Source organism: Mesorhizobium sp. M0701 (assembly GCF_040320365.1).
Taxonomy (GTDB): Bacteria; Pseudomonadota; Alphaproteobacteria; order Rhizobiales; family Rhizobiaceae; genus Mesorhizobium.
Genome location: NZ_JAMYPO010000013.1, coordinates 104,198 through 125,277 on the forward strand (window position 1 = coordinate 104,198; position 21,080 = coordinate 125,277).

Genomic DNA, 21,080 nt, shown 5'->3' on the forward strand with positions numbered 1-21,080 from the left:
CACCATTCAGGGAGGTTTTTTTCGATGGCCCGCACGCCCGGTTTCAACACGCTCGCCGTCCATGCCGGCGCCAAGCCGGATCCGGCGACCGGCGCGCGAGCGACGCCGATCTACCAGACCACCTCCTTCGTCTTCGACGATGCCGACCATGCCGCCTCGCTGTTCGGGCTGAAGGCGTTCGGCAACATCTACACCCGCATCATGAACCCGACCCAGGCGGTGCTGGAAGAGCGCATCGCGGCACTCGAAGGCGGCACGGCAGGCCTTGCGGTCGCCTCCGGCCATGCCGCGCAGGTGCTGGTCTTCCACAATCTCATGCAGCCGGGCGACAATTTCGTTTCAGCGACAAAGCTTTACGGCGGCTCGATCAACCAGTTCGGCCACGCCTTCAAGAATTTCGGCTGGCAGGTGCGCTGGGCCGACACCAGTGACATCTCGACCTTCGAGAGCCAGATCGACGACAGGACCAAGGCAATCTTCATCGAGAGCCTGGCCAATCCGGGCGGCGTCTTCGTCGATATCGAGAAGATCGGCGACATTGCCCGCAAGCACGGCCTGCCGCTGATCGTCGACAACACGCTGGCCTCGCCCTATCTGCTGCGGCCGATCGAGCATGGCGCCGACATCGTCGTGCATTCGCTGACCAAGTTCATCGGCGGCCACGGCAACTCGATCGGCGGCGCCATTGTCGACGGCGGCACCTTCGACTGGTCGAAGTCGGGCAAATATCCGATGCTGTCGGAGCCGCGCCCCGAATATGGCGGCCTCGTCCTGCACGAGACCTTCGGCAATTTCGCCTTCGCCATCGCTGCTCGCGTGCTCGGCCTGCGCGACATCGGCGCGGCGATTTCGCCGTTCAACGCATTCCTTATCCTGACCGGTCTGGAAACCTTGCCGCTCAGGATGCAGCGCCACTGCGACAATGCGGCGGCGGTCGCCGGATGGCTTTCCAACCATCCCAAGGTCGCCTGGGTGTCCTATCCCGGCCTGCCCAGCGACAAGAACAATGCGCTGCAGAAGAAGTACTCGCCGCTTGGCGCCGGCGCGGTGTTCACTTTCGGGCTGAAGGGCGGCTATGCCGCGGGCATCAAGTTCGTCGAGGCGCTCGAGCTGTTCTCGCACCTGGCCAATGTCGGCGACACCAAGTCGCTGGTCATCCACCCGGCATCGACCACGCATCGCCAGCTTTCCGACGAGCAGAAGATCAACGCCGGGGCAGGGCCGGACACGGTCAGGCTTTCGGTCGGCATCGAGGACGTCAACGACATCGTCGCCGATCTGGAACAGGCTCTCGCCAAGGTTTGATCGCCATGACCACGCCGAAGTTTCTTTCCGTCGGCGTCGACACCGTCGAAGCCGAGCATGGCGCACCGGCGCCGGATCGCCTGATTTCAGGCGAACCGAAATTCCGCACCTGGAATGTCGAGGAACAGGCGGGTGGCCTTTATGCCGGCATCTGGGAAGCAACGCCGGGCAAATGGCGCATCGAATATGATGAGTGGGAGTTCTGCCACATCCTGTCAGGGGTTTCGGTGATCGCCGAAGACGGCGGCGATGCGCGCACCGTCAAAGCCGGCGATAGTTTCGTGCTGAGGCCGGGTTTCAAGGGGAGCTGGGAAGTGCTTGAAACGACTCGCAAGGAGTATGTGATCAAGCTTTGATCTCGCATCGCGCCGGACTTTACAAAAGGGAATCGATGTCCGTGTCGGAAAATCCGTATCGGCTCATCATGTCGCGGTGCCATGAAACTTTCCCAGCAAATCATGACTGCCTCCGCTTCCGCGCTCCGACTAAGGCTTCATTCAGGGTGAATGTGACCGTCACGTTCGATCCGTTTCCGGCCGCGGGCCGGTGTAGCGGAGAATCCAGAGCCCCTGGTTCTTGTCAGTTATGTAAATGAAGCCGCGCCGGTCCACGACCACGTCCTCGGTCTGAACAACCAGCTTGTCTTCCGGCATAGGGCCGTAGCGTCGGACTGGCTCCGGCGGGATGAAGTAGCCGACCTCGCGCGGAAGCCGAGTATTCGAGACGTCATAGACCCTGAGCCCAGCGTTGAAGTGCGCGATATAGAACAGATCGCCTTGTTTCTGGACATCGGGATGATGCTGGTGGTGGTTGATGTTGTGCGGCCCGCGCCAGCCGCCACGAGTTGTGAAATCCGAATAGGGAGCGCCTTCGGGTGGCACTGGTTCGGGCAACAGCGACAGCAGGAAGGGTTCACTGGAATCGGAAATATCGACGATCGAAGCGTGATGCATCGGACCAAGTCCATAGGTGACGTTCTCCGAATTGGCGAAGGCAATGCCGCGCTCTGGAATCGGCAGCACGCTATGCACACCGAAGCGCGAATGAAACGGAGGGCTGAAGCTCAGGCCGCCGACCTGCCTCGGCTGGGAGACGTCGCTAATATCGAGCACAACGATTCCCGCCGCACCATAAGGCAAATAGACAAGATCGCCGGTGACATAAGGCGGGCCGTGCAGCGAGACATCCTCGCCCGTGCTGGCGCAGAAGGCGCCGCACATGCATTGGGGCTTCAGTCGCAACCGGTAGCGATCGGCGGTCTCCTGGTCGGCGGCGGGCTTCGCAGCCGCAAAGCTCTCGCCGCCGGCCTCGTGCTGGCCCGGCACCCACCAGCGTCCGGCTTCGCGCGGATTCGAGCGATCCGAAATATCGAGGATGACGTAGATGTTGCCCCTGTAACCCGGCATGCCGGCGGCAAGGTGGACATAACGTCCACCGGGATAGAGGTTGCGATGCGTGCCGTTTCCGCCGGTGCGGTAATGACTGAGTTGTTTCGGATTGATGGGATCCGCGATATCCCAGATCAGAACGCCTTCGCCGAACGGTGCGTCGGGGTCACCGCCGAAATTAGCAAAGGGCTTTTCGAGGGCGGTCACCATCGTGTCGCCGGACAAATCTATTTGTAGAGTCCAAGTATTCGTGCCGAGATAGGGCACGAACTTGACCGTCTCGGGCTTGGCCGGGTCGGTCACGTCCACGATGCTCCAGCCGGAGTGCCAGAAGTGCCCAGTGTAGAGATACCAACGTTCGCCAACCTGCCTGATCGCCATTTTGAAGGCTGGGCGATGATCGAGATCGGTATAACCCACTGCTTCGACATTGTGGGCGAAAGCGCCAGGGGGCGCTGGCGACGAAGCTGGAACGGGTTGGGCAAGGGCCTCGCAGACAAGACCGGATTGAGATGTCGCGGCGATCGTCGCGCCGATGAGCGGCACTTTCAGCATCTGGCGGCGTGAAATCTCGGAATTTTTCAAAGCGCGTCTCCCGGATTTTGCAGCTTTCCGGATTTTGCAGATTCCGATACTTTCCGTCCAATATCGTTTGAGCCATGGGTAATTCTATTTGGGAAATTAAAGGCTGAAGATGAACCACAAGCTGATGCAGTCCTTCATGGCCGTCGCCGAAGAGCTGCATTTCGGGCGCGCGGCAGCGCGCTTGCATATCTCACAGCCGCCCCTGACAAAGCAGATCCAGCAACTGGAACAGGCGATGGGTGTGCGCTTGCTGGAGCGCACCAAGCGCAAGGTCGAACTGACTGCGGCGGGGCGTGTGTTCCTTGATGAGGTTAGGGCCGTGCTTCACCAGACAGAGCAGGCGGTGGAGCTTGCTCGCAAAGCCGATCGTGGCGAAACCGGCCATCTTGCTGTCGGATTCATCGACGCGGCTATCTACAGTGTGGTGCCTTCTGTCGTCCAACGCTTCGCCAAGCGCTATCCCGAGGTCGAGTTGAGCCTGACCGACCTGCGCATTCCCAATCAAGTCAGGGCAGTGGCCGAACGCCAGCTCGATATCGGTTTTGTCCATCCTCCCGTCGTTCACGAGGCATTGAGGGTCGAAAGCATACTGGTCGAACCCCTGATCGTGGCCTTGCCGGAAACGCATCGGCTGGCCTCGGAAGCAGAGGTCGCGCTGGCCGACCTGGCCTCCGAAGCGTTGATTCAGTTCCCGCGCAGCATCAATCCATCCCTCTATGACGAGATCGTCGGGCTGTGCCGTTCATCCGGGTTCAGCCCGAGGATCGTTCGAGAAGCAACGCCCAAGCAGACAATCATCGGACTTGTATCCGTCGGGCTGGGCGTCTCGTTGCTGCCCGCTTGTCTGCAAAATTTGCGCCGGCACGGCGTCGTTTATCGCCCCATCCAGGGACGAACCTTGTCCATCGACACTTCAATCATCTACCGGCATGAACAACCCTCGCCGGTGCTGAAGGCCTTCCTCGACATCGTCCGCGAGACGACGCAAAAAGATTCAAATCCCGTCTCTCTTCAAGCTTCATGACCGAATTTCTGTAGGCATCCGGGATTGTTAGTGTGAGGTCTTGCTTCCGGTAGCTTCATCGTTCGATCGGCGATTATTTGGCACTCGCGACCTTGAGATGTTACCTATTTGACCGGAATTCGCCGGAGCCGGCTTTCGAAGCCTGTCGTCGGAAGCCGTCCTCAGATTCTGATGGCAAGCGTTTCCAGCCCGTGGAAATGATACGTGTCACGGAAGCGCGGCTGTTCGGCCATTTGGAGCCGCGGCAGGCGTTCGAACAAGGTTTTCAGCGACACCTGCAGTTCGAGCCGGGCGAGCGGCGCGCCGATGCAGAAATGGATGCCGGCGCCGAACGATACGTTCTTCTGGTCGGCACGGTCCGGCCTGAAGGCGAGGGGCTCGGCAAACGCAGTAGGGTCGCGATTGGCCATGCCGAGCAACAGCCCGATCGTCTCGCCCGGCTGGACGATGATCCCCGGCCCGGCCTCGACCTCCTGATAGGCGTAGCGCGTGAACATGTGCAGCGGCGCGTCGAAGCGCAGGCACTCTTCGACCGTCGCGGCTGTTGCTTCCGGTGAGGCGAAGAAGCGGCGCGGGTCGCCGCCTTGCGCAAGGATCGAGCGCACCGCATTGCCGGTCTGGTGGACAGTTGCTTCATGGCCGGCATTGAGCAAAAGGATGGCCGAGGATACCAGCTCGTCCTCCGACAGTTTCTGGCCGTCCTCCTGTGCCGCAATCAGCAGCGACAGAAGATCCTCGCCCGGCCTCTTTCGCCGCTCGGCGACGTAGCCGCGCAAAAAATTCGAAAAGTCGCGCGCGGCGCGATTGGCCGTGTCCTCCGTCTCGCGGGTGCGGCCATGCATGTACATGGCGACCATCCGATGCGACCAGTCGAGCAGCTGCGGCCCCATGTCGACCGGCACGCCTAGCATCTCGGCAATGATGGTGATCGGCAAGGGAGCGGCGAAGGCCGTCAGCAGGTCGACTTCCCCTGGTTCGAAACGGTCGATCAGCTCGTTGGCCAGCGCCTCGACACGTGGCCTGAGCCGCTCGACCTGGCGCGAGACGAAGGCGCGGTTGACCAGCGTCCTGAGCCGTGTGTGGACAGGCGGCTCCAGCTCCAGCATCGAATTGGCCTCGATGCCGTCGAACGCGCTGAGGTGCGTGCGGTCCTGACCGATGCCTCGGCTGTCCGGAATGCCGGCCGGGTTCTGCCGGCCGAAGCGGCGATCGCGCAGCAGCCGGTTGACGTCGTCGAAGCCGCCAAAGCACCAGAAACCAAACTCCTCCCAGAAGAAGGCGTTCAATGCGCCATGCAGGAAGGCATAGGCTTCGTAAGGGTTCTGGAAAAAAGCCGGTTCGTGCGGATCGAGCCGCAGGCGGCGGGAGGCTGGATCAAAGGCAAGATAGGGCGGCTTCAATTCGGTCATGCCAGATCATTAGCGCGGCTTGCCAGTCTGGTGCCAGACCGTATGTTGGCCCTCCCGTGAGGTGAGCCGCCGAAGCGGTTGCGGAAGGACGGTTTCATGAATGTGATCGTGGTCGGTGCGGGCATTGCCGGGCTTTCGACGGCGTGGTCGCTGGCCAAGGCCGGTCACCTCGTCTCGATCGTCGAGCAGGGACCAATCCCCAATCCGCTCGCCGCCTCCGGCGACCATCATCGCATCATCCGCCGCGCCTACCGGGCCGGAACGGGCTATGGCCGGCTGATCACCGAAGCGTATGAAGCCTGGGATGAGATGTGGGACGATCTCGGTGAAAGCCATCTCGATCCGCGCGGCTTCATCTGCATTTCGCGCCAGCCGGGCGATGAGGCCGAGGAATACCGCGAAGGCATGGAAGCCGGGAACTACCCGTTCGAATTGTTCGAGCCGGATGCCGCGGTCGAACGCTGGCCGTTCCTAGAACCTGGTTCATTCCGCTATGCGTATTTTTCGCCGGACGGCGGCGCGCTGCACTGCCGCAAGATCGCTGCCGGCCTCGCCAGGTGGCTGCGCGCGAACGGCGCCAATGTCTACGAAAACAGCAAGGTGGTCGAGATCGACGCCGAGGCCGGGCATGTCGTGCTGGCGGGCGGCGAAACGATGCAGGCCGACCGGATCGTCGTCGCTGCCGGCGCCTGGGTGCTAAAACTGTTCCCGGAGCTGGATGGCGAGCTGAAAACCTGGCGCACCGCGCTCGCCTATGTCGAACCGCCGACGGACCTGAAAGCGGTCTGGCAGGAAGCACCGGTCGTCCTCAACATCGGCGGCACTGTCGACGGCTACGCCATCCCGCCCTCGGGCGGGGCCGGCATGAAATTCGGCTCGGGCCTGCACAGGGTGCCGACCAGCGATGCCGACTGGAACCGTCAGCCGGTGCCGGGCGAGGGTGAGGCGATCCGCAACCTGTTTTCGCCGCCGATCGCTCGTATCGAGGAATACAAGGTCACCGAAGTGGTCACCTGCGCCTACACCTTCACCGCCGACGAGAAATTTCTGGCCCACCGGAAAGGCAGATGCCTGGTCGTCTCGGCCTGCTCCGGCCACGGCTACAAGTTCGGCGCGGCGGTCGGCCGGCGTGTTGCGGCCTGCGTCGGCAATGGCGATGTCGACGGCCTGAAGATATGGCTCAGGGCGGAGGGCGCCTGAGCGCCTAGTATCGGCAATGCCTCGGAATATGCACGCGCCGCCAGCTGGATGAGCCCTCCCTGACCACCACGCGGCGAGCTACTGTCTGATAAGACGCAGGAATGTCGATGATGCGCCGTTGCTCCGGCCGCACGAGAACCTCTTCGGCGACGCCCTCGTACTCGGCGGGGAGGACAACGCGCCGCCGGCGTTCCGGCTCAACCACGACGATTTCGGCCACGCGTTCATAGCGCGCCCTGTGCCTGACCTTGCACAGCACCTTGCGGCCATGAATGATGCGCCATTCCCAGGAATAGCCGCCGTCATCGACCCTCACGGTGCGGTAGATGGTGCGGGTGATGGCGGGCACGATCTCGTAGCTGACGCGCGCCGGCGCGATCTGCACCACGCGCTCGCGCGTCCCGTAGATCGGCGCTTCATACTGCACCTGCTGGCCGGCTGGGCTGACGAGCACATCCTCGTAGACGGTGTCGTAGACGGCCGGCCGATTGACCTGCTCGTAGCATTCGACCGCGTGTCCGCCGGCAGCCGTTTCGGACGCCATGCCGAGAACGCTGATGCCGGTAAGGGCCAAGGAAGCAACTTTCTTGATCATAGCACTCCCCTGTTTGAACTGAGTGAAGCGAGTTCAACGTTGAATTGTAGGGTAAGCCGTGGCCGGAAAAAGCGGTTTCACCACTTTTCGTTAAGCGATGGGGTTAAGAAACTGCTAAACAACGGCCAAGCATGAGCGCCCCTTCCCACGGCAGGAGAGGGGCTACAGGCACGGCGACAGGCGAAACTGGTTTGGAAACCTTGATTCGACTTAACCGGATGGCTAGTAGAGGCGGCCTTGCGCTAGGGTGAGCCGGCATCCTATTTACACAATAACGATCCAGAACCGATTCTGCCCGATTGCAAATCTCCGGCGCCGGAATCCCATCCTCAAAAAGGGATAGTCCATGAAGAACCCCGTCGAAACCTACATGAACCTCGTTCCGATGGTGGTCGAACAGACCAATCGCGGCGAGCGGGCCTACGACATTTTCTCGCGGCTCCTCAAGGAGCGCATCATTTTCATCACCGGCCCGGTCGAGGATGGCATGGCGACGCTTGTCTGCGCGCAGCTGCTGTTCCTCGAGGCGGAGAATCCGAAGAAGGAAATCAACCTCTATATCAACTCGCCCGGCGGCGTCGTCACCTCCGGCATGGCAATCTACGACACCATGCAGTTCATCAAGCCTGCGGTGTCGACGCTCTGCATCGGTCAGGCCGCCTCGATGGGCTCGCTGCTCTTGACGGCGGGCCACAAGGACATGCGCTTTGCCACGCCGAACGCCCGCATCATGGTCCACCAGCCTTCCGGCGGCTTCCAGGGCCAGGCTTCCGACATCGAGCGCCATGCCCAGGACATCATCAAGCTGAAGCGCCGCCTCAACGAGGTCTACGTCAAGCACACCGGCAAGAGCTACGATGAGATTGAAAAAACCCTCGACCGTGACCATTTCATGACTGCCGACGAGGCCAGGGATTTCGGCCTCATCGACAAGGTCATTTCGTCACGTGAGCCGGTCGAAGGTATTGCCTTATAGGCCCGCGGTGGTCCCGCGGTGGCAATGAGTGGCGGGATCGCGCGCTTTTGGCGCGGCTTGCGGCATTTCGGCCACAATTGGCTGTTCCCTCGACGGGTGCAATTGCCTACGTTAAGGCTATGTTGATTTTCGACGGCTTAGCTTTGCGTAGGGGTTGTTCGAATCATTGCCCCGTTTTCCGATTTGTGTTTCGTACGGAATGCGTTGCGGGAGCCGGGGCACTGGCGGCAGCGGATTCCCGCGATAGATTGAATATGCGCCCTTTCAACCAGACCATCGGCGGGCGGCCATGAAAGGACAGGAAAATGAGCAAGGTCGGCAACAACAGCGGTGATTCCAAGAACACGCTTTATTGCTCGTTTTGCGGCAAAAGCCAGCACGAAGTGCGCAAGCTGATCGCCGGGCCGACGGTGTTCATCTGCGACGAATGCGTCGAACTGTGCATGGACATCATCCGCGAGGAGAACAAGACCTCGATGGTGAAGTCGCGCGAGGGCGTGCCGACCCCACAGGAAATCCTCAAGGTTCTCGACGACTACGTCATCGGCCAGCCTTACGCCAAGCGCGTGCTGTCGGTGGCCGTCCATAACCACTACAAGCGCCTCGCCCATGCCGGCAAGAACAACGACGTCGAGCTGGCGAAGTCGAACATCTTGCTGATCGGCCCGACCGGTTGCGGCAAGACGCTGCTGGCGCAGACGCTGGCCCGCATCATCGACGTCCCCTTCACCATGGCCGACGCGACGACGCTGACCGAGGCCGGCTATGTCGGCGAGGATGTCGAGAACATCATCCTGAAGCTGTTGCAGTCGGCCGACTACAATGTCGAGCGCGCCCAGCGCGGCATCGTCTATATCGACGAGATCGACAAGATCTCGCGCAAGTCGGACAATCCCTCGATCACCCGCGACGTCTCGGGCGAGGGCGTGCAGCAGGCACTTTTGAAGATCATGGAAGGCACTGTCGCCTCCGTGCCGCCGCAGGGCGGCAGGAAGCATCCGCAGCAGGAATTCCTGCAGGTCGACACCGCCAACATCCTGTTCATCTGCGGCGGCGCTTTCGCCGGCCTGGACAAGATCATCTCGGATCGCGGCAGGAAGACCTCGATCGGTTTCGGTGCCATCGTTGCTTCGCCCGAGGATCGCCGCACCGGCGATGTTTTCCGCCTGGTCGAGCCTGAGGATCTCTTGAAGTTCGGCCTCATTCCCGAGTTCGTCGGCCGTCTGCCTGTCCTGGCGACGCTGGAGGACCTCGACGAGCCGGCGCTGATCCAGATCCTGACCGAGCCGAAGAACGCGCTGGTCAAGCAGTACCAGCGGCTGTTCGAGATGGAGAATGTCGACCTGACCTTCCACGAGAACGCGCTGTCGGCGATCGCCAAGCGCGCCATCGACCGCAAGACCGGCGCGCGCGGCCTGCGTTCGATCATGGAAGCGATCCTTCTCGACACCATGTTCGAACTGCCGGCGCTGGAAGGCGTGCGCGAAGTCGTTATTTCGGAAGAGGTGGTGTCAGGCAACGCCAGGCCGCTCTACATCTATTCCGAGCAGAAGGAAAAGAAGGGCAACGTCAGCGCCTGACGTGAGCCGGCAATGGATTTTTCTGAAACGGCGCCGCAGGGCGCCGTTTTGCTGTCACACCGCGTCATCGCTGCGGATTGGAGGGACGGACCGTGTTGACCCTTGATCTTTACCCCCTGTGCCTCCAACTAATGGCAGAAGGCCGTGGTGCCGAATTCTGTGCTGTAAAACTCCCGTCACAAACGGTGGTAGGCGGAACGATCCCCGGTCGTTAATATGAGATTCGCGGTTGGCCGATTGGCGGCCGCGACATGAAAGGTTGGACAATGGCCAAATTATCCAAGGCTCCCAGCGACGGCGTCTTCGCAGTCCTCCCACTGCGCGACATCGTGGTGTTCCCGCACATGATCGTTCCGCTCTTCGTCGGGCGTGAAAAGTCGATCAAGGCGCTGGAAGAAGTGATGGGTCAGGAAAAGCAGATCCTGCTTGCGACCCAGATGAATGCCGCCGACGACGATCCGGAGCCCGATGCCATCTTTGACATCGGCACGCTCGCCAATGTGCTGCAATTGCTGAAACTGCCGGACGGCACCGTGAAGGTGCTGGTCGAAGGCGCCTCGCGCGCGAAAATCGTCGCGTTCACCGACCGTCCTGACTTCCATGAAGCCCGTGCTGCGGCGCTGGTCGAACCGGAGGAGGAAGAGGTCGAGATCGAGGCGCTGGCCCGTTCCGTCGTCACCGACTTCGAGAACTACGTCAAGCTGAACAAGAAGATCTCGCCCGAAGTGGTGGGTGCCGCCAGCCAGATCGACGACTATTCCAAGCTCGCCGACACGGTCGCTTCGCATCTTGCCATCAAGATCCCCGAGAAGCAGGAGATGCTCGCCACGCTGTCCGTCAAGGAACGGCTGGAAAAGGCGATGGGCTTCATGGAAGCCGAAATCTCGGTGCTGCAGGTGGAGAAGCGTATCCGCTCGCGCGTCAAGCGCCAGATGGAGAAGACGCAGCGCGAATACTACCTCAACGAGCAGATGAAGGCGATCCAGAAGGAGCTCGGAGAGGGCGAGGACGGCCGCGACGAGGCCGCCGAGATCGAGGCGCGCATCAAGAAGACCAAGCTCTCCAAGGAGGCCCGCGAAAAGGCGGAAGCCGAGCTGAAGAAGCTGCGGACAATGTCGCCGATGTCGGCTGAATCGACCGTCGTGCGCAACTATCTCGACTGGCTGCTGTCAATCCCGTGGGGCAGGAACTCCAAGGTCAAGCAGGATCTGGCCTTTGCCCAGAACGTGCTCGATACCGATCATTTCGGCCTCGACAAGGTCAAGGACCGCATCGTCGAATACCTCGCCGTGCAGAGCCGCCAGAAGAAGCTGAAGGGGCCGATCCTGTGCCTCGTCGGACCTCCCGGCGTCGGCAAGACCTCGCTCGGCAAGTCGATCGCCAAGGCGACCGGCCGTGAGTTCATCCGCATGGCGCTGGGCGGCGTGCGCGACGAGGCCGAAATCCGCGGTCACCGCCGCACCTATATCGGCTCGATGCCCGGCAAGGTCATCCAGTCGATGAAGAAGGCGAAGAAATCCAACCCGCTCTTCCTGCTCGACGAGATCGACAAGATGGGCCAGGATTTCCGCGGCGATCCGTCATCGGCTTTGCTCGAGGTGCTCGATCCCGAGCAGAACTCGACGTTCATGGACCACTACCTCGAGGTCGAATACGACCTGTCGAGCGTGATGTTCGTGACGACGGCGAACACGCTGAACATCCCTGCGCCCTTGATGGACCGCATGGAGATCATCCGTATCGCCGGCTACACCGAGGACGAGAAGATCGAGATCGCCAAACGTCACCTGATGCCCAAGGTGATCCGCGACCACGCGTTGCAGCCGAAGGAATTCTCCGTCGGTGAGGACGCGATCCGCGGCATCATCCAGACCTACACCCGTGAAGCGGGCGTCAGGAGCCTGGAGCGCGAGCTGATGAAGCTCGGGCGCAAGGCCGTGACCGAGATCCTGAAGACGAAGAAGAAGACGATCAACATCACGGCGGACAATCTTGCCGATTACCTTGGTGTTCCGCGCTTCCGCTTCGGCCAGGTCGAGAGCGACGATCAGGTCGGCGTGGTCACCGGGCTCGCCTGGACCGAAGTCGGCGGCGAGCTGTTGACGGTGGAAGGCGTCATGATGCCCGGCAAGGGCCGCATGACCGTGACCGGCAATCTGCGCGACGTGATGAAGGAATCGATTTCGGCGGCGGCGTCCTACGTCCGCTCGCGGGCCATCGATTTCGGCGTCGAGCCGCCGCTGTTCGACAAGCGCGATATCCACGTCCACGTGCCGGAAGGCGCAACGCCCAAGGACGGACCGTCGGCTGGCGTGGCGATGGCGACGGCGATCGTCTCGGTGCTGACCGGAATCCCGGTCAAGGCCGATGTGGCGATGACCGGCGAGATCACGCTGCGCGGCAGGGTGCTGCCGATCGGCGGCCTCAAGGAGAAGCTGCTTGCCGCACTTCGCGGCGGCATCAAGAAGGTGCTGATCCCGGAAGAGAACGCCAAGGATCTGGCGGAGATTCCGGAGAACGTGAAGAGCGGCATGGAGATCATTCCGGTCTCACGGGTTGGCGAAGTGTTGCGCCATGCGCTGGTGCGCATGCCGGAACCGATCCAGTGGGTCGAACCCGTCAATGCGCCGGCCGTGGTCGATGTCGGGGACGAAGCTGGTAAATCGCTGGCGCATTAGCTCTTGCTAAAGTTGCAATGCACAAAGAGAGAGCCGGGCCTTGAGCCCGGCTTTTTCATGTGAAGAACCCCGGATTTCCGGGCTTTTTTCGACTTTCCCGGCGCTTTTCGACTTGGTTGCCGGAGCGCTTCTTTCTAAAGTCCGTTTCCTGCCGGATGAGTCGAGTGTTCCGGTTTTCTCATGGAAGGGAATTTTTATGAACAAGAACGAACTGGTGTCCGCTGTCGCCGATGCCGCGAGTATTTCGAAGGGTGACGCGCAGTCGGCGGTTGATGCGGTGTTTTCCGTCATCACCGGCGAACTGAAAAAGGGCGGCGATGTCCGGCTTGTCGGCTTCGGAAATTTCACCGTGTCACAACGCGCCGCGTCGACCGGCCGCAATCCGCAGACCGGTGCGGAAGTGAAGATCCCGGCGCGCACCGTGCCGAAGTTCTCGGCCGGCAAGGGCCTCAAGGACGCGGTCAACTAAGCGCCTCCTTAAGTCTTTCAGAGAAAAGAAAAGCCGGTATGTCCGGTTTTTCTTTTCTGTGCCCGCAGCGTCGTTGGAAAGGCGGCACTATGCCGTCGGCGCATCCGCGCGCATCAAGCCTTCTGTCTTGAGATCGGCCCACAGCGCCGATGGCAGTTTTGTGTCGAGCAGCGAGCGATTGCTTTCGACTTCGCCCGGCCGCTGGCCGCCCGGGATTACCGAGACGACGGAAGGATGCAGCAGCGGGAACTGCAGCGCCGCCTCGATCAGGCGCACGCCGTGGCGCTTGCAGACGGCCTCAATGCGGGTGACGCGGTCGATGATGTCCTGCGGCGCCTCCGAATAGTTGTAGTAGGCGCCGGGCTTCGGCCCGGTTGCCAGGATGCCGGAATTGTACGGCCCGCCGAGAACGATGCCGATGCCGCGTTGCTGGCATAGCGGCAGGAAAGACTGCAGCGCTTCCTGCTCCAGCAGCGTGTAACGCCCGGCAAGCAGGAACAGATCGAAATCGCCGCGCTCGGCCAGCGTCTGGGCAACCGGCCACTCGTTGATGCCGCCGCCGAACGCCTTGATCACGCCCTGGTCGCGCAATGCCAGCAATCCGTAATAGCCGGAGCTCATGAATTCCTGGATGCGCTGGTCCGAGGCTTCCTTGCTGCCATGGGTGAAGATGTCGACATCGTGCACGAAGAGGATGTCGATGCGGTCAACGCCGAGCCGTTCCAGCGAGGCTTCGAAGGAGCACATGACGCCGTCATAGCTGTAATCGTAGACCTCGCGGCGCGATGGGGTGTCGAAGAATTTGCCGATGCCGGTGCGCTGTTCCGGCGGGCAGGCGCGCATGATGCGCCCGACTTTGCTGGACAGCACGTAGTCGTCACGCTTCTTCGAACGCAGGAACGGATTGAGCCGCGTTTCGGCAAGGCCCAGCCCATAGAGCGGCGCGGTGTCGTAGTAGCGGCAGCCGACCCGCCATGCCGCCTCCAGCGTGGCATTGGCATCCTCATCGGATACGGCGCGGTAGAGATTGCCGAGCGGCGCCGTGCCGAAGCCGAGCTCGGTGAAATTGATGCCGCCATTGCCGATGCGGTCGAAATGCCGTGTCTTCATAGGCCGTCGTTTCCTCATTTGCGATTTGCCGTGACACTATCACGGCTGTGGCGCATCAAAAGCTCTGTGTGTCGTTGGACACCGATTTTCGCGGTGATAGCATGAATGAAAACAAGCTGTTCGGGGCAGATGTGACTGAGATATTCAAATGGTTCTCCGGCACCGGCAAGCTGGTGCAAATGTCATGACGGCTGCCGGCGAAAACCTGTTTGGGATTGCGCTGAGCGAGCTTGGCACCGTGCTGGAGCGTATCGACGAAAGCCGCATCGACGCGGCTTGCGCCATCTTGGCCGGTGCGAAAAAGATCGTCACCTATGGCTGCGGCCGCGAGGCGCTGCAGGTCCAGGGTTTTGCCATGCGGCTCTACCATCTCGGTCTGCCGGTGTCGGTCGTCGGCGACATGACCACGCCGCCGCTGGGCGAGGGCGATGTCTTCCTCGCCAGTTCCGGCCCGGGTGAGACGTCGACGGTGCTGACCTTGATGCAGGTCGCGCGCGAGGCCGGTACCACAGTCCTGCTGCTCACCGCGCAAGCCGAGAGCACTGCCGCGAAGCTGGCCGACTTCACACTGCTTATCCCGGCTCAGACCATGGCCGACGACCAGGGGCCGGAAAAGACATCCGTCCTGCCGATGGGCTCGGTTTTCGAAGGCGCGCTGTTCGTCCTCTTCGAAGTGATGGTGCTGAAGCTCAGGGATCTGACCGGCGTCTCGCCGGAAGCGATGCGCGCCCGCCACACCAATATGGAGTAGGTGTCATGCGCTACGAATTGATGCTGCCGCACCAGATCCGCAAGGCGATCGCCGAGAACTGGCCGGTCGTGTTGCCGCTGGGTGTGCTCGAATATCACGGCGAGCACATGGCCGTCGGCATGGACACGCTGGCGGTGGTCAAGAGCCTGGAACTGTTCGAAAAAGAAGCCGAGATCGTCATTCTGCCGCCCTTCTATTACGGCGCGGCGAGCTATGCTGTTGCAGCACCGGAAGGCAGCGGCTCGGTGCAGGTCGGCGGCAATGTGCTGGCGCCATTTGCGGAAGAACTGTTCTACAGCCTGCTGCGCATCGGCTTCCGCAACATCCACGCCATCATTCACCACCAGACCGAAAATTTTGCCGCCGGCATGCCAACCGATCTCGCCTTCAAGGCCGCCGGCCGGCAGGCGATCTTCCGCTTCCTGGAGAAAGAACGTGGCGAAGGCTGGTGGGGCTCTCCGGCGATGGCCGACTATTATGCCGAGCACGCCGAGGGCAGCAATTTCTTCAACTGGGTGCAGGTGCATCCGCTGATGCCGGCTTCAATGCACAGCCGGTACCCGTTCGACCATGCCGGCACCGGCGAGACGTCACTGATGCTGGCGCTGTGCCCGGAAGCGGTGGATGTCGGCCGCTTCGCCGACAACACCGGCTGGTACACGGCAAGTGCGCCCGAAGCCTCGGCGGAATTGGGGCAAAAAGGGGTTGCCATGATCCTCGAGCATTTGCGGGCAACACTTTCGGGTTAGCGCGCTTTTCCCTTCTCCCACAACAAGGGGAGAAGGGAGAGCCGGCGCAGTTATTTCACCGCGCCCGCTGTCATGCCCATGATCAGGTAACGCTCGAGCGCGATGCCGATGACGGCGAGCGGTGTGATGGCGGCGGTGGCAAGCGCTGCCATCGACCACCAGTTGATGCCTTGTGAGCCGGTCTGGCTCGCCACCATGACAGGGATGGTCTTTGCGTCGGTCGAGGTCAAAAGCGCAGCGAAGAAATACTCGTTCCAGCACAGCACCATCGCCAGGATGAAGGCGGCGACCATGCCCGGCAGCGCGATTGGCATGACGATGCGCAAGAAGGCGCCCCAGATCGACAGGCCGTCGACGAGTGCTGCCTCCTCCAACTCCACCGGGATGGAGTTGAACTGGTCGCGCATGATCCAGATGACGATCGGTAGCACCATCAGCGTGTAGAGCAGGATCAGCCCGACGCGCGTGTCGAGCAGGCCGACCTCCCGGTAAAGCACGAGGAAGGGCAGGGCCAAAACCACCGGCGGCAGGATCAGCTGCGACAGGAAGAAGAAGGAAATATCCTCGTTCCTGAACCAGGCGAACTTGTAACGATAGCGGGTCAGCCCGTAGGCGGCGAGGCTGCCGATGACGATGGCGAGGCTCGACGCGCCGACCGAGGTGATGACCGAATTCATGAAACGCTTGATGAATTCGTCGCGGACCGTCGACGTCCGAAAGATCGAGTCCGGCGACAGGCCGAGCGAACGCCAGCCCTTCCAGTCGGGCCGGAAGTCGACGAACGGGATCAGATGGCCCTGGGTGACGTCGACCGCGGTCTTGAACGAGGTGGTTATCGTCCAATAGATCGGGAACAGGCAGATGAAAGCCCAGAAGATGAGGGCGCCGTAGATGAAGACGCGGTTGGCGACGAAGCTCGCCGGCGAGCGGATTTCGGAGGCGGCATAGTCGGTGGTTTGAACGCTCATCTCGCCGGCCCGATCAGTTGACGTTGCGCACGAAGCGGCTGGCGAATTTCAGCAGCCAGGTCACGAACACGATGATGATGATCAAATAGGCCATCGCCAGCATCGTGCCGTAGCCGACGTTCGAGCGGTCGCGATATTCGCGGTAGATGAAACTGGACACCGAATCGGTCGCGCCGCCCGGCCCGCCGGAGGTGACGGTGATGATGATATCGGCGAGCTTCAGCTTGAAGATGATGCGCAGGATGACCGCTGTCACCGACACCGGCAGCATCAGCGGGAAGGTGACCTGCCAGAAGGTCTGCCAGGCAGTGGCGCCATCGACACGCGCTGCCTCGAGCACCTCGCGCGACATCGCCTGCAGGCCGGCGAGCAGCATGATCATCATGAACGGGATGAACGTCCACGCGTCGAGCACCATGATCGAGATGCGGGCGGTGATCGGGTTGGAGAAGAAGGCCGGGTTTTCCCAACCGAGATGGCGCGCCAGCGTCGCGGCGGGCCCGAAGCGGTATTCCATCAGCGACTTGCCGATCATCCACGACACCGCCACCGGCGACAGCATCAGCGGCATGAGAAACACGACGCGGAAGAATTTTCGTGCCCGGATCTGCGCGTTGAGCAGCAGCGCCAGGCCGAAGGCGATGACATATTCGACGAACACCGCCAGCACGTAGAGCACCATGTTGAACAGCGCATTGCGATAATAGGCGTCGTTCAGCATCTGCCAGAAATTGTCGAGCCCGTTGAACTGCCGTCCGCTGAAGGAACTGAGGTTCCAGTCGGTCAGCGCGATGTAGAAGCCGAACAGCGTCGGGAAGATCACCATGGCAATGGTAAACAGCAGCGCCGGCAGCAGGAACAGAGCGCGCTGGCCGTCCTCGCCGCGCGTCAGTACCTGGCCGATGCCGAGCGCGACACCCCACAGCACATAGGCGTAGACCACCGGCCGCCAGGTTTCGAAGCCGATAGCATCGACATCGCTCCTGTAAAGGATTTGCAGCGCGATCACCGCCAGAAGGCCGAGCGTTGCAGCAGCCATCAGCGCCCAGCCAAGCCGTTTGCGGCTCCGCGGTATCAGGTCCGATGGCACGGCGCCTGCCGGCCATTCACTTGTCGACAAAGTCCGGTCAGCCACGCGTCTTGCCCGTTCACAGGAGGCTCGATGACCGGCCGAGCCGGTCGAGGCCAAGTTGGTCAAGGTGAGGTCCGGCGGCTGTGCGCCGCCGAACCAGTTTCACGATCTCAGCCTACATGCCGAGCGAGGCTTTGTAGAGCTTGACCTGGTTGTCGCGGCCGATCTGGTCGGTCAGCTTCTCCCAGGCGGCTGCGATGGCGTCGGCGCCTTCCTGCGCCTTCATCTTGCCGGCAAAGGTGTTGGCCAAAATGTCCTCGGCAGCGCTGTAGTACTGGAAGATGCCGGGGATGCGCGGCTCGATCGCCGCGTTCGGATGGTTGTAGCTGTCGGCTTCCGACTTCAGATACGATGTGATGAACGCCTCGTCGTAGCCCGCCGCCACCCATTCCGGAATGTTGAAATGCGAGTTGCGATAGGGCTGGAAACCCGACGGATAGGCCGCGCACCAGAGCGACAGGTCCTTGCCGCCGAGATGGGCAGCGGCAGACCATGCCGCCTTCTTCTTCTTTTCGTCGCTGTCGACGCGGGCCATGACATAAACGCCCCAGCCGAGATAGGCGCAGTTCGGTGCATGGTTCGGGCCGCTGGCGAGCTTGTCCCACTGCCCGGTCTTGGAGTTGTAGACATCGTCCGAGCCCGGCAGGATCGAGAAGCCGGTGATGTCGCCGACGACCGAGGAATCGTTGGTCTTGACGTTCGAACCGACGTCGCCCCACCAGGTAACCATCGAACCGGTGCCTGCCAGGAATTGCTGGAAGGCGGTGGTGTTCGGGTCGGCATTGATCTGGTCGGCGGGTTCGGAGGGCAGGGCATCGATGACGTCCTGGATCGCCCGCACCCATGCCGGATTGTTGACGCGCGGCTTCATCGTGTCGGCATCAAACAGCCAGGCCTTGTCATCGGGATGCTTGGCGTAGGCGCTGGCGCGGCTGCCGAGGAAATAAAAGCCGAAACCGCCCCAGGGCTTGGGCGCATCGAGGTAGCCAAAGACATCCTGGCCCTTCACCTGCTTGCCCTTGAGGAATTTCGTCACCGCCTGCACCTGCTGCCAGGTCTTCGGCACGCCCCATTCGCCTTCTCCGCCGCCGTCCTTCCAGGCCTTGGCGAGGTCGGCATCGGCAAACACGTCGGTGCGGTAGTTGAAATTATGTGCGTCGCCGTCAACGGTCACGCGATATTGCTTGCCGTCCCATGTGCCCACCGGCGGCTGCAGATAGGCCACGACATCCTTCATGTCGATCTGGTCCTTGACCCAGTCCGGCATCTCGGAGGTGAGACCCTTGCCGCAGACGTCGCCTTCGAACGGTGCCCCCATTTCGATGATGTCGAAATCGACGGTGCCGGTCGCGATCGACTGCTGCAGGCGGGCGTTGTAGTCAGCCTGCGCCAGGTCGATCCAGTTGATCTTGGCGCCGGTATAGGTCTCCCACGGCTTCAGGAAGCCGCGAAACAGCACATTGTGCAGGTTCTGGTTGTTGAGCCCCATGAAGGTGAGTTCGACACCGGCGAATTCGCCTTCCTTGACATTGGCCTTGGTGGCGCCAAGGCAAAGCTCGCCGACCTGCTGGAAGTCGGCATCGGTCGGCTGACCCTTGCCGACACCCGGGATCTGCAGGATCTGCGCACGCAGGTCGTCGGCGGCCGCAGCCGTGCGCGTCAGCGCACCAAGTCCGGCGCTTGAGGCCGCCGCGAGGGCGGCCATGCTGGCCGCTCCCTTCAGCACGTCGCGGCGGGTGGCCCCGGCGCGGACAAGTTGGTTATAAAGGCTGACTTTCATTTCGTTCCTCCCAGAAGGTCAATTGTGAATTGGTTCAGATGGTGGAGCGCCGATTATGTTCCCCAACGACAGCGACTCCGGTAAATAGCGGCCCGAATTCTCCCTCCCGCGACGCTTGGCATTCAGTGCCGGACAAGCGTACCGGTGCGCCCGGAACAGGGTCATAAGCCGGACACTGTCACTATTCGCACAACGAAGTGCGGTGTCAACGTGAATGGGTTTTTTATCTATAAGAGACTGACTTGCCCTCGCCGTTTGCGTTGTTTAGCTTCACGGCAACTGAAGGGGGAATGATGGCTCAAGTCGCGATCCGCAATGTGGCCAAGGCGTTCGGAACCGTCAAGGTTCTGCACGATGTCAGCGTCGACATCGCCGACGGGCAGTTCGTGGTGCTGGTCGGGCCTTCCGGCTGCGGCAAGTCCACACTGCTGAGGATGGTGGCCGGGCTGGAAACGGTCTCCGGCGGCACCATCGCCATCGGCGAGCGCATCGTCAACCATCTGCCGCCGGCCAAGCGCGACATCGCCATGGTGTTCCAGAACTACGCGCTCTATCCGCACAAGACGGTCGAGCAGAATATGGCCTTTGCTCTCAAGCTGCGCAAAACCGACCCGGCGGTGGTCACTGAGCGCGTCAAGCGCGCCGCCGACATCCTCGACCTCAATCCCTACCTCAAGCGCTATCCGCGCCAGCTCTCTGGCGGCCAGCGCCAGCGCGTCGCCATGGGCCGCGCCATCGTGCGCAACCCGCAGGTGTTCCTCTTCGACGAGCCGCTCTCCAATCTCGACGCCAAGCTGCGTGTCCAGATGCGCACCGAGATCAAGGAACTGCACCAGCGGCTGAAGACCACCACCATCTACGTCACCCACGACCAGATCGAGGCCATGACCATGGCCGACAAGATCGTGGTAATGCGCGACGGTCGCATCGAACAGGTCGGCGCGCCGCTGGAATTATTCGACCGGCCGGCCAACCTGTTTGTCGCCGGCTTCATCGGCTCGCCCTCGATGAACCTGCTCAAGGGCGTCGTGCGCAAGGGCGACAAGCCCGTCGTCGAGATCGCCGGGACGCCGTTCCCGATTGCGGCGACCAGTGCCGTCGAGGATGGCCGTAATGTCGTCTACGGCGTGCGGCCCGAGCATCTCGAAATCCATCCCGATGGTGTTCCGGCGAAGATTTCGGTGGTCGAGCCGACCGGTTCCGAGACTTTGGTGTTCCTGCGCTTCGGCGAGGGCGAGATGGTGGCGCTGTTCCGTGAGCGCCACGACTTCAAGCCGGGCGACACACTGCACCTGAAACCGCGGCTCGACCAGGTGCATCTCTTCGACGCAGAGACCGGCAAGCGTCTCTGATTTCGCCCCAGCAAACTTCGCGAGGAATA

At 61.7% G+C, this 21,080-nt stretch carries 18 protein-coding genes; 11 read left to right on the forward strand and 7 right to left on the reverse strand.

Translation table 11 applies throughout. The features are described from left to right. The first annotated feature begins 24 nt into the window (after positions 1 to 24). Both NKI24_RS15420 and NKI24_RS15425 read left to right on the forward strand, forming a co-directional pair. Positions 25 to 1,305: an O-acetylhomoserine aminocarboxypropyltransferase gene (locus NKI24_RS15420; protein ID WP_352449342.1), complete on the forward strand. Its 1,281-nt coding sequence runs from the start codon at positions 25 to 27 to the stop codon at positions 1,303 to 1,305. A 5-nt stretch (positions 1,306 to 1,310) separates the two neighbouring features. After that, positions 1,311 to 1,661 (forward strand): cupin domain-containing protein, encoded by a 351-nt coding sequence (locus tag NKI24_RS15425; RefSeq protein WP_352449343.1) that lies wholly within the window; start codon positions 1,311 to 1,313, stop codon positions 1,659 to 1,661. Between the two features lie 159 nt (positions 1,662 to 1,820). Here NKI24_RS15425 and NKI24_RS15430 read toward each other — a convergent pair whose 3' ends face one another. After that, a complete protein-coding gene (locus tag NKI24_RS15430) occupies positions 1,821 to 3,278 on the reverse strand; it encodes an LVIVD repeat-containing protein (RefSeq protein ID WP_352449344.1) in 1,458 nt (485 codons plus the stop codon). Between the two features lie 109 nt (positions 3,279 to 3,387). Here NKI24_RS15430 and NKI24_RS15435 point away from each other — a divergent pair, with 109 nt between their 5' ends. Continuing rightward, positions 3,388 to 4,302, forward strand: a complete 915-nt coding sequence (locus NKI24_RS15435; RefSeq protein ID WP_352449345.1) for a LysR family transcriptional regulator — start codon at positions 3,388 to 3,390, stop codon at positions 4,300 to 4,302. A gap of 161 nt (positions 4,303 to 4,463) precedes the next feature. Here the strand turns inward: NKI24_RS15435 and NKI24_RS15440 are convergent, their stop codons facing one another. After that, the gene (locus NKI24_RS15440) at positions 4,464 to 5,711 is read right to left on the reverse strand and encodes a cytochrome P450 (protein ID WP_352746391.1); all 1,248 of its coding nucleotides are present in this window, start codon (positions 5,709 to 5,711) and stop codon (positions 4,464 to 4,466) included. A gap of 96 nt (positions 5,712 to 5,807) precedes the next feature. On the opposite strand from NKI24_RS15440, the gene NKI24_RS15445 reads away from it, so the two are divergent. Further along, positions 5,808 to 6,911, forward strand: a complete 1,104-nt coding sequence (locus NKI24_RS15445) for an NAD(P)/FAD-dependent oxidoreductase (protein WP_352746394.1) — start codon at positions 5,808 to 5,810, stop codon at positions 6,909 to 6,911. Positions 6,912 to 6,915: 4 nt separating this feature from the next. Here NKI24_RS15445 and NKI24_RS15450 read toward each other — a convergent pair whose 3' ends face one another. Beyond that, complete coding sequence (locus tag NKI24_RS15450) at positions 6,916 to 7,506, reverse strand: hypothetical protein (RefSeq protein ID WP_352746396.1); 591 nt, start codon at positions 7,504 to 7,506, stop codon at positions 6,916 to 6,918. Between the two features lie 346 nt (positions 7,507 to 7,852). Here NKI24_RS15450 and NKI24_RS15455 point away from each other — a divergent pair, with 346 nt between their 5' ends. The 4 genes from NKI24_RS15455 (at position 7,853) to NKI24_RS15470 (ending at position 13,209) form a co-directional block, all read left to right on the forward strand. Then, positions 7,853 to 8,482, forward strand: coding sequence for an ATP-dependent Clp protease proteolytic subunit (locus NKI24_RS15455; protein ID WP_023674655.1), 630 nt, complete (start codon positions 7,853 to 7,855; stop codon positions 8,480 to 8,482). Between the two features lie 305 nt (positions 8,483 to 8,787). Beyond that, complete coding sequence (clpX, locus tag NKI24_RS15460; protein WP_352449349.1) at positions 8,788 to 10,062, forward strand: ATP-dependent Clp protease ATP-binding subunit ClpX; 1,275 nt, start codon at positions 8,788 to 8,790, stop codon at positions 10,060 to 10,062. 266 nt (positions 10,063 to 10,328) lie between these two features. Beyond that, positions 10,329 to 12,740 carry an endopeptidase La gene (gene lon / locus NKI24_RS15465; RefSeq protein WP_352746399.1) on the forward strand — a complete coding sequence of 804 codons (2,412 nt, stop codon included), beginning with the start codon at positions 10,329 to 10,331 and terminating at the stop codon, positions 12,738 to 12,740. A gap of 196 nt (positions 12,741 to 12,936) precedes the next feature. Continuing rightward, positions 12,937 to 13,209 (forward strand): HU family DNA-binding protein, encoded by a 273-nt coding sequence (locus NKI24_RS15470; protein ID WP_023674657.1) that lies wholly within the window; start codon positions 12,937 to 12,939, stop codon positions 13,207 to 13,209. Between the two features lie 87 nt (positions 13,210 to 13,296). Here the strand turns inward: NKI24_RS15470 and NKI24_RS15475 are convergent, their stop codons facing one another. Then, the gene (locus tag NKI24_RS15475) at positions 13,297 to 14,319 is read right to left on the reverse strand and encodes an aldo/keto reductase (protein ID WP_352746402.1); all 1,023 of its coding nucleotides are present in this window, start codon (positions 14,317 to 14,319) and stop codon (positions 13,297 to 13,299) included. A 184-nt stretch (positions 14,320 to 14,503) separates the two neighbouring features. Here NKI24_RS15475 and hxlB point away from each other — a divergent pair, with 184 nt between their 5' ends. After that, a complete protein-coding gene (gene hxlB / locus NKI24_RS15480; RefSeq protein ID WP_352746404.1) occupies positions 14,504 to 15,070 on the forward strand; it encodes a 6-phospho-3-hexuloisomerase in 567 nt (188 codons plus the stop codon). 5 nt (positions 15,071 to 15,075) lie between these two features. Further along, entirely contained in the window at positions 15,076 to 15,819 is a 744-nt protein-coding gene (locus tag NKI24_RS15485) for a creatininase family protein (RefSeq protein ID WP_352745753.1), read from the forward strand. A gap of 50 nt (positions 15,820 to 15,869) precedes the next feature. On the opposite strand, the gene NKI24_RS15490 is transcribed toward NKI24_RS15485, so the two are convergent. The 3 genes from NKI24_RS15490 to NKI24_RS15500 all read right to left on the reverse strand — a co-directional run bounded on the left by NKI24_RS15490 (position 15,870) and on the right by NKI24_RS15500 (position 19,699). Then, positions 15,870 to 16,787 (reverse strand): carbohydrate ABC transporter permease, encoded by a 918-nt coding sequence (locus NKI24_RS15490; protein WP_352614125.1) that lies wholly within the window; start codon positions 16,785 to 16,787, stop codon positions 15,870 to 15,872. Between the two features lie 13 nt (positions 16,788 to 16,800). After that, complete coding sequence (locus NKI24_RS15495; RefSeq protein WP_352746409.1) at positions 16,801 to 17,922, reverse strand: carbohydrate ABC transporter permease; 1,122 nt, start codon at positions 17,920 to 17,922, stop codon at positions 16,801 to 16,803. A gap of 112 nt (positions 17,923 to 18,034) precedes the next feature. Next, a complete protein-coding gene (locus NKI24_RS15500; protein WP_352575956.1) occupies positions 18,035 to 19,699 on the reverse strand; it encodes an ABC transporter substrate-binding protein in 1,665 nt (554 codons plus the stop codon). A 293-nt stretch (positions 19,700 to 19,992) separates the two neighbouring features. Here NKI24_RS15500 and NKI24_RS15505 point away from each other — a divergent pair, with 293 nt between their 5' ends. After that, positions 19,993 to 21,051 carry an ABC transporter ATP-binding protein gene (locus NKI24_RS15505; RefSeq protein ID WP_352449436.1) on the forward strand — a complete coding sequence of 353 codons (1,059 nt, stop codon included), beginning with the start codon at positions 19,993 to 19,995 and terminating at the stop codon, positions 21,049 to 21,051. Positions 21,052 to 21,080: the final 29 nt, after the last annotated feature.

Excerpts from the sequence above, each read along its gene's own strand:
- NKI24_RS15420 (WP_352449342.1), top strand. The coding sequence starts at position 25 with ATGGCCCGCACGCCCGGTTTCAACACGCTCGCCGTCCATGCCGGCGCC.
- NKI24_RS15425 (WP_352449343.1), top strand. The coding sequence starts at position 1,311 with ATGACCACGCCGAAGTTTCTTTCCGTCGGCGTCGACACCGTCGAAGCC.
- NKI24_RS15435 (WP_352449345.1), top strand. The coding sequence starts at position 3,388 with ATGAACCACAAGCTGATGCAGTCCTTCATGGCCGTCGCCGAAGAGCTG.
- NKI24_RS15440 (WP_352746391.1), bottom strand. The coding sequence starts at position 5,711 with ATGACCGAATTGAAGCCGCCCTATCTTGCCTTTGATCCAGCCTCCCGC.
- NKI24_RS15445 (WP_352746394.1), top strand. The coding sequence starts at position 5,808 with ATGAATGTGATCGTGGTCGGTGCGGGCATTGCCGGGCTTTCGACGGCG.
- NKI24_RS15450 (WP_352746396.1), bottom strand. The coding sequence starts at position 7,506 with ATGATCAAGAAAGTTGCTTCCTTGGCCCTTACCGGCATCAGCGTTCTC.
- NKI24_RS15455 (WP_023674655.1), top strand. The coding sequence starts at position 7,853 with ATGAAGAACCCCGTCGAAACCTACATGAACCTCGTTCCGATGGTGGTC.
- clpX (WP_352449349.1), top strand. The coding sequence starts at position 8,788 with ATGAGCAAGGTCGGCAACAACAGCGGTGATTCCAAGAACACGCTTTAT.
- lon (WP_352746399.1), top strand. The coding sequence starts at position 10,329 with ATGGCCAAATTATCCAAGGCTCCCAGCGACGGCGTCTTCGCAGTCCTC.
- NKI24_RS15470 (WP_023674657.1), top strand. The coding sequence starts at position 12,937 with ATGAACAAGAACGAACTGGTGTCCGCTGTCGCCGATGCCGCGAGTATT.
- NKI24_RS15475 (WP_352746402.1), bottom strand. The coding sequence starts at position 14,319 with ATGAAGACACGGCATTTCGACCGCATCGGCAATGGCGGCATCAATTTC.
- hxlB (WP_352746404.1), top strand. The coding sequence starts at position 14,504 with ATGACGGCTGCCGGCGAAAACCTGTTTGGGATTGCGCTGAGCGAGCTT.
- NKI24_RS15485 (WP_352745753.1), top strand. The coding sequence starts at position 15,076 with ATGCGCTACGAATTGATGCTGCCGCACCAGATCCGCAAGGCGATCGCC.
- NKI24_RS15490 (WP_352614125.1), bottom strand. The coding sequence starts at position 16,787 with ATGAGCGTTCAAACCACCGACTATGCCGCCTCCGAAATCCGCTCGCCG.
- NKI24_RS15500 (WP_352575956.1), bottom strand. The coding sequence starts at position 19,699 with ATGAAAGTCAGCCTTTATAACCAACTTGTCCGCGCCGGGGCCACCCGC.
- NKI24_RS15505 (WP_352449436.1), top strand. The coding sequence starts at position 19,993 with ATGGCTCAAGTCGCGATCCGCAATGTGGCCAAGGCGTTCGGAACCGTC.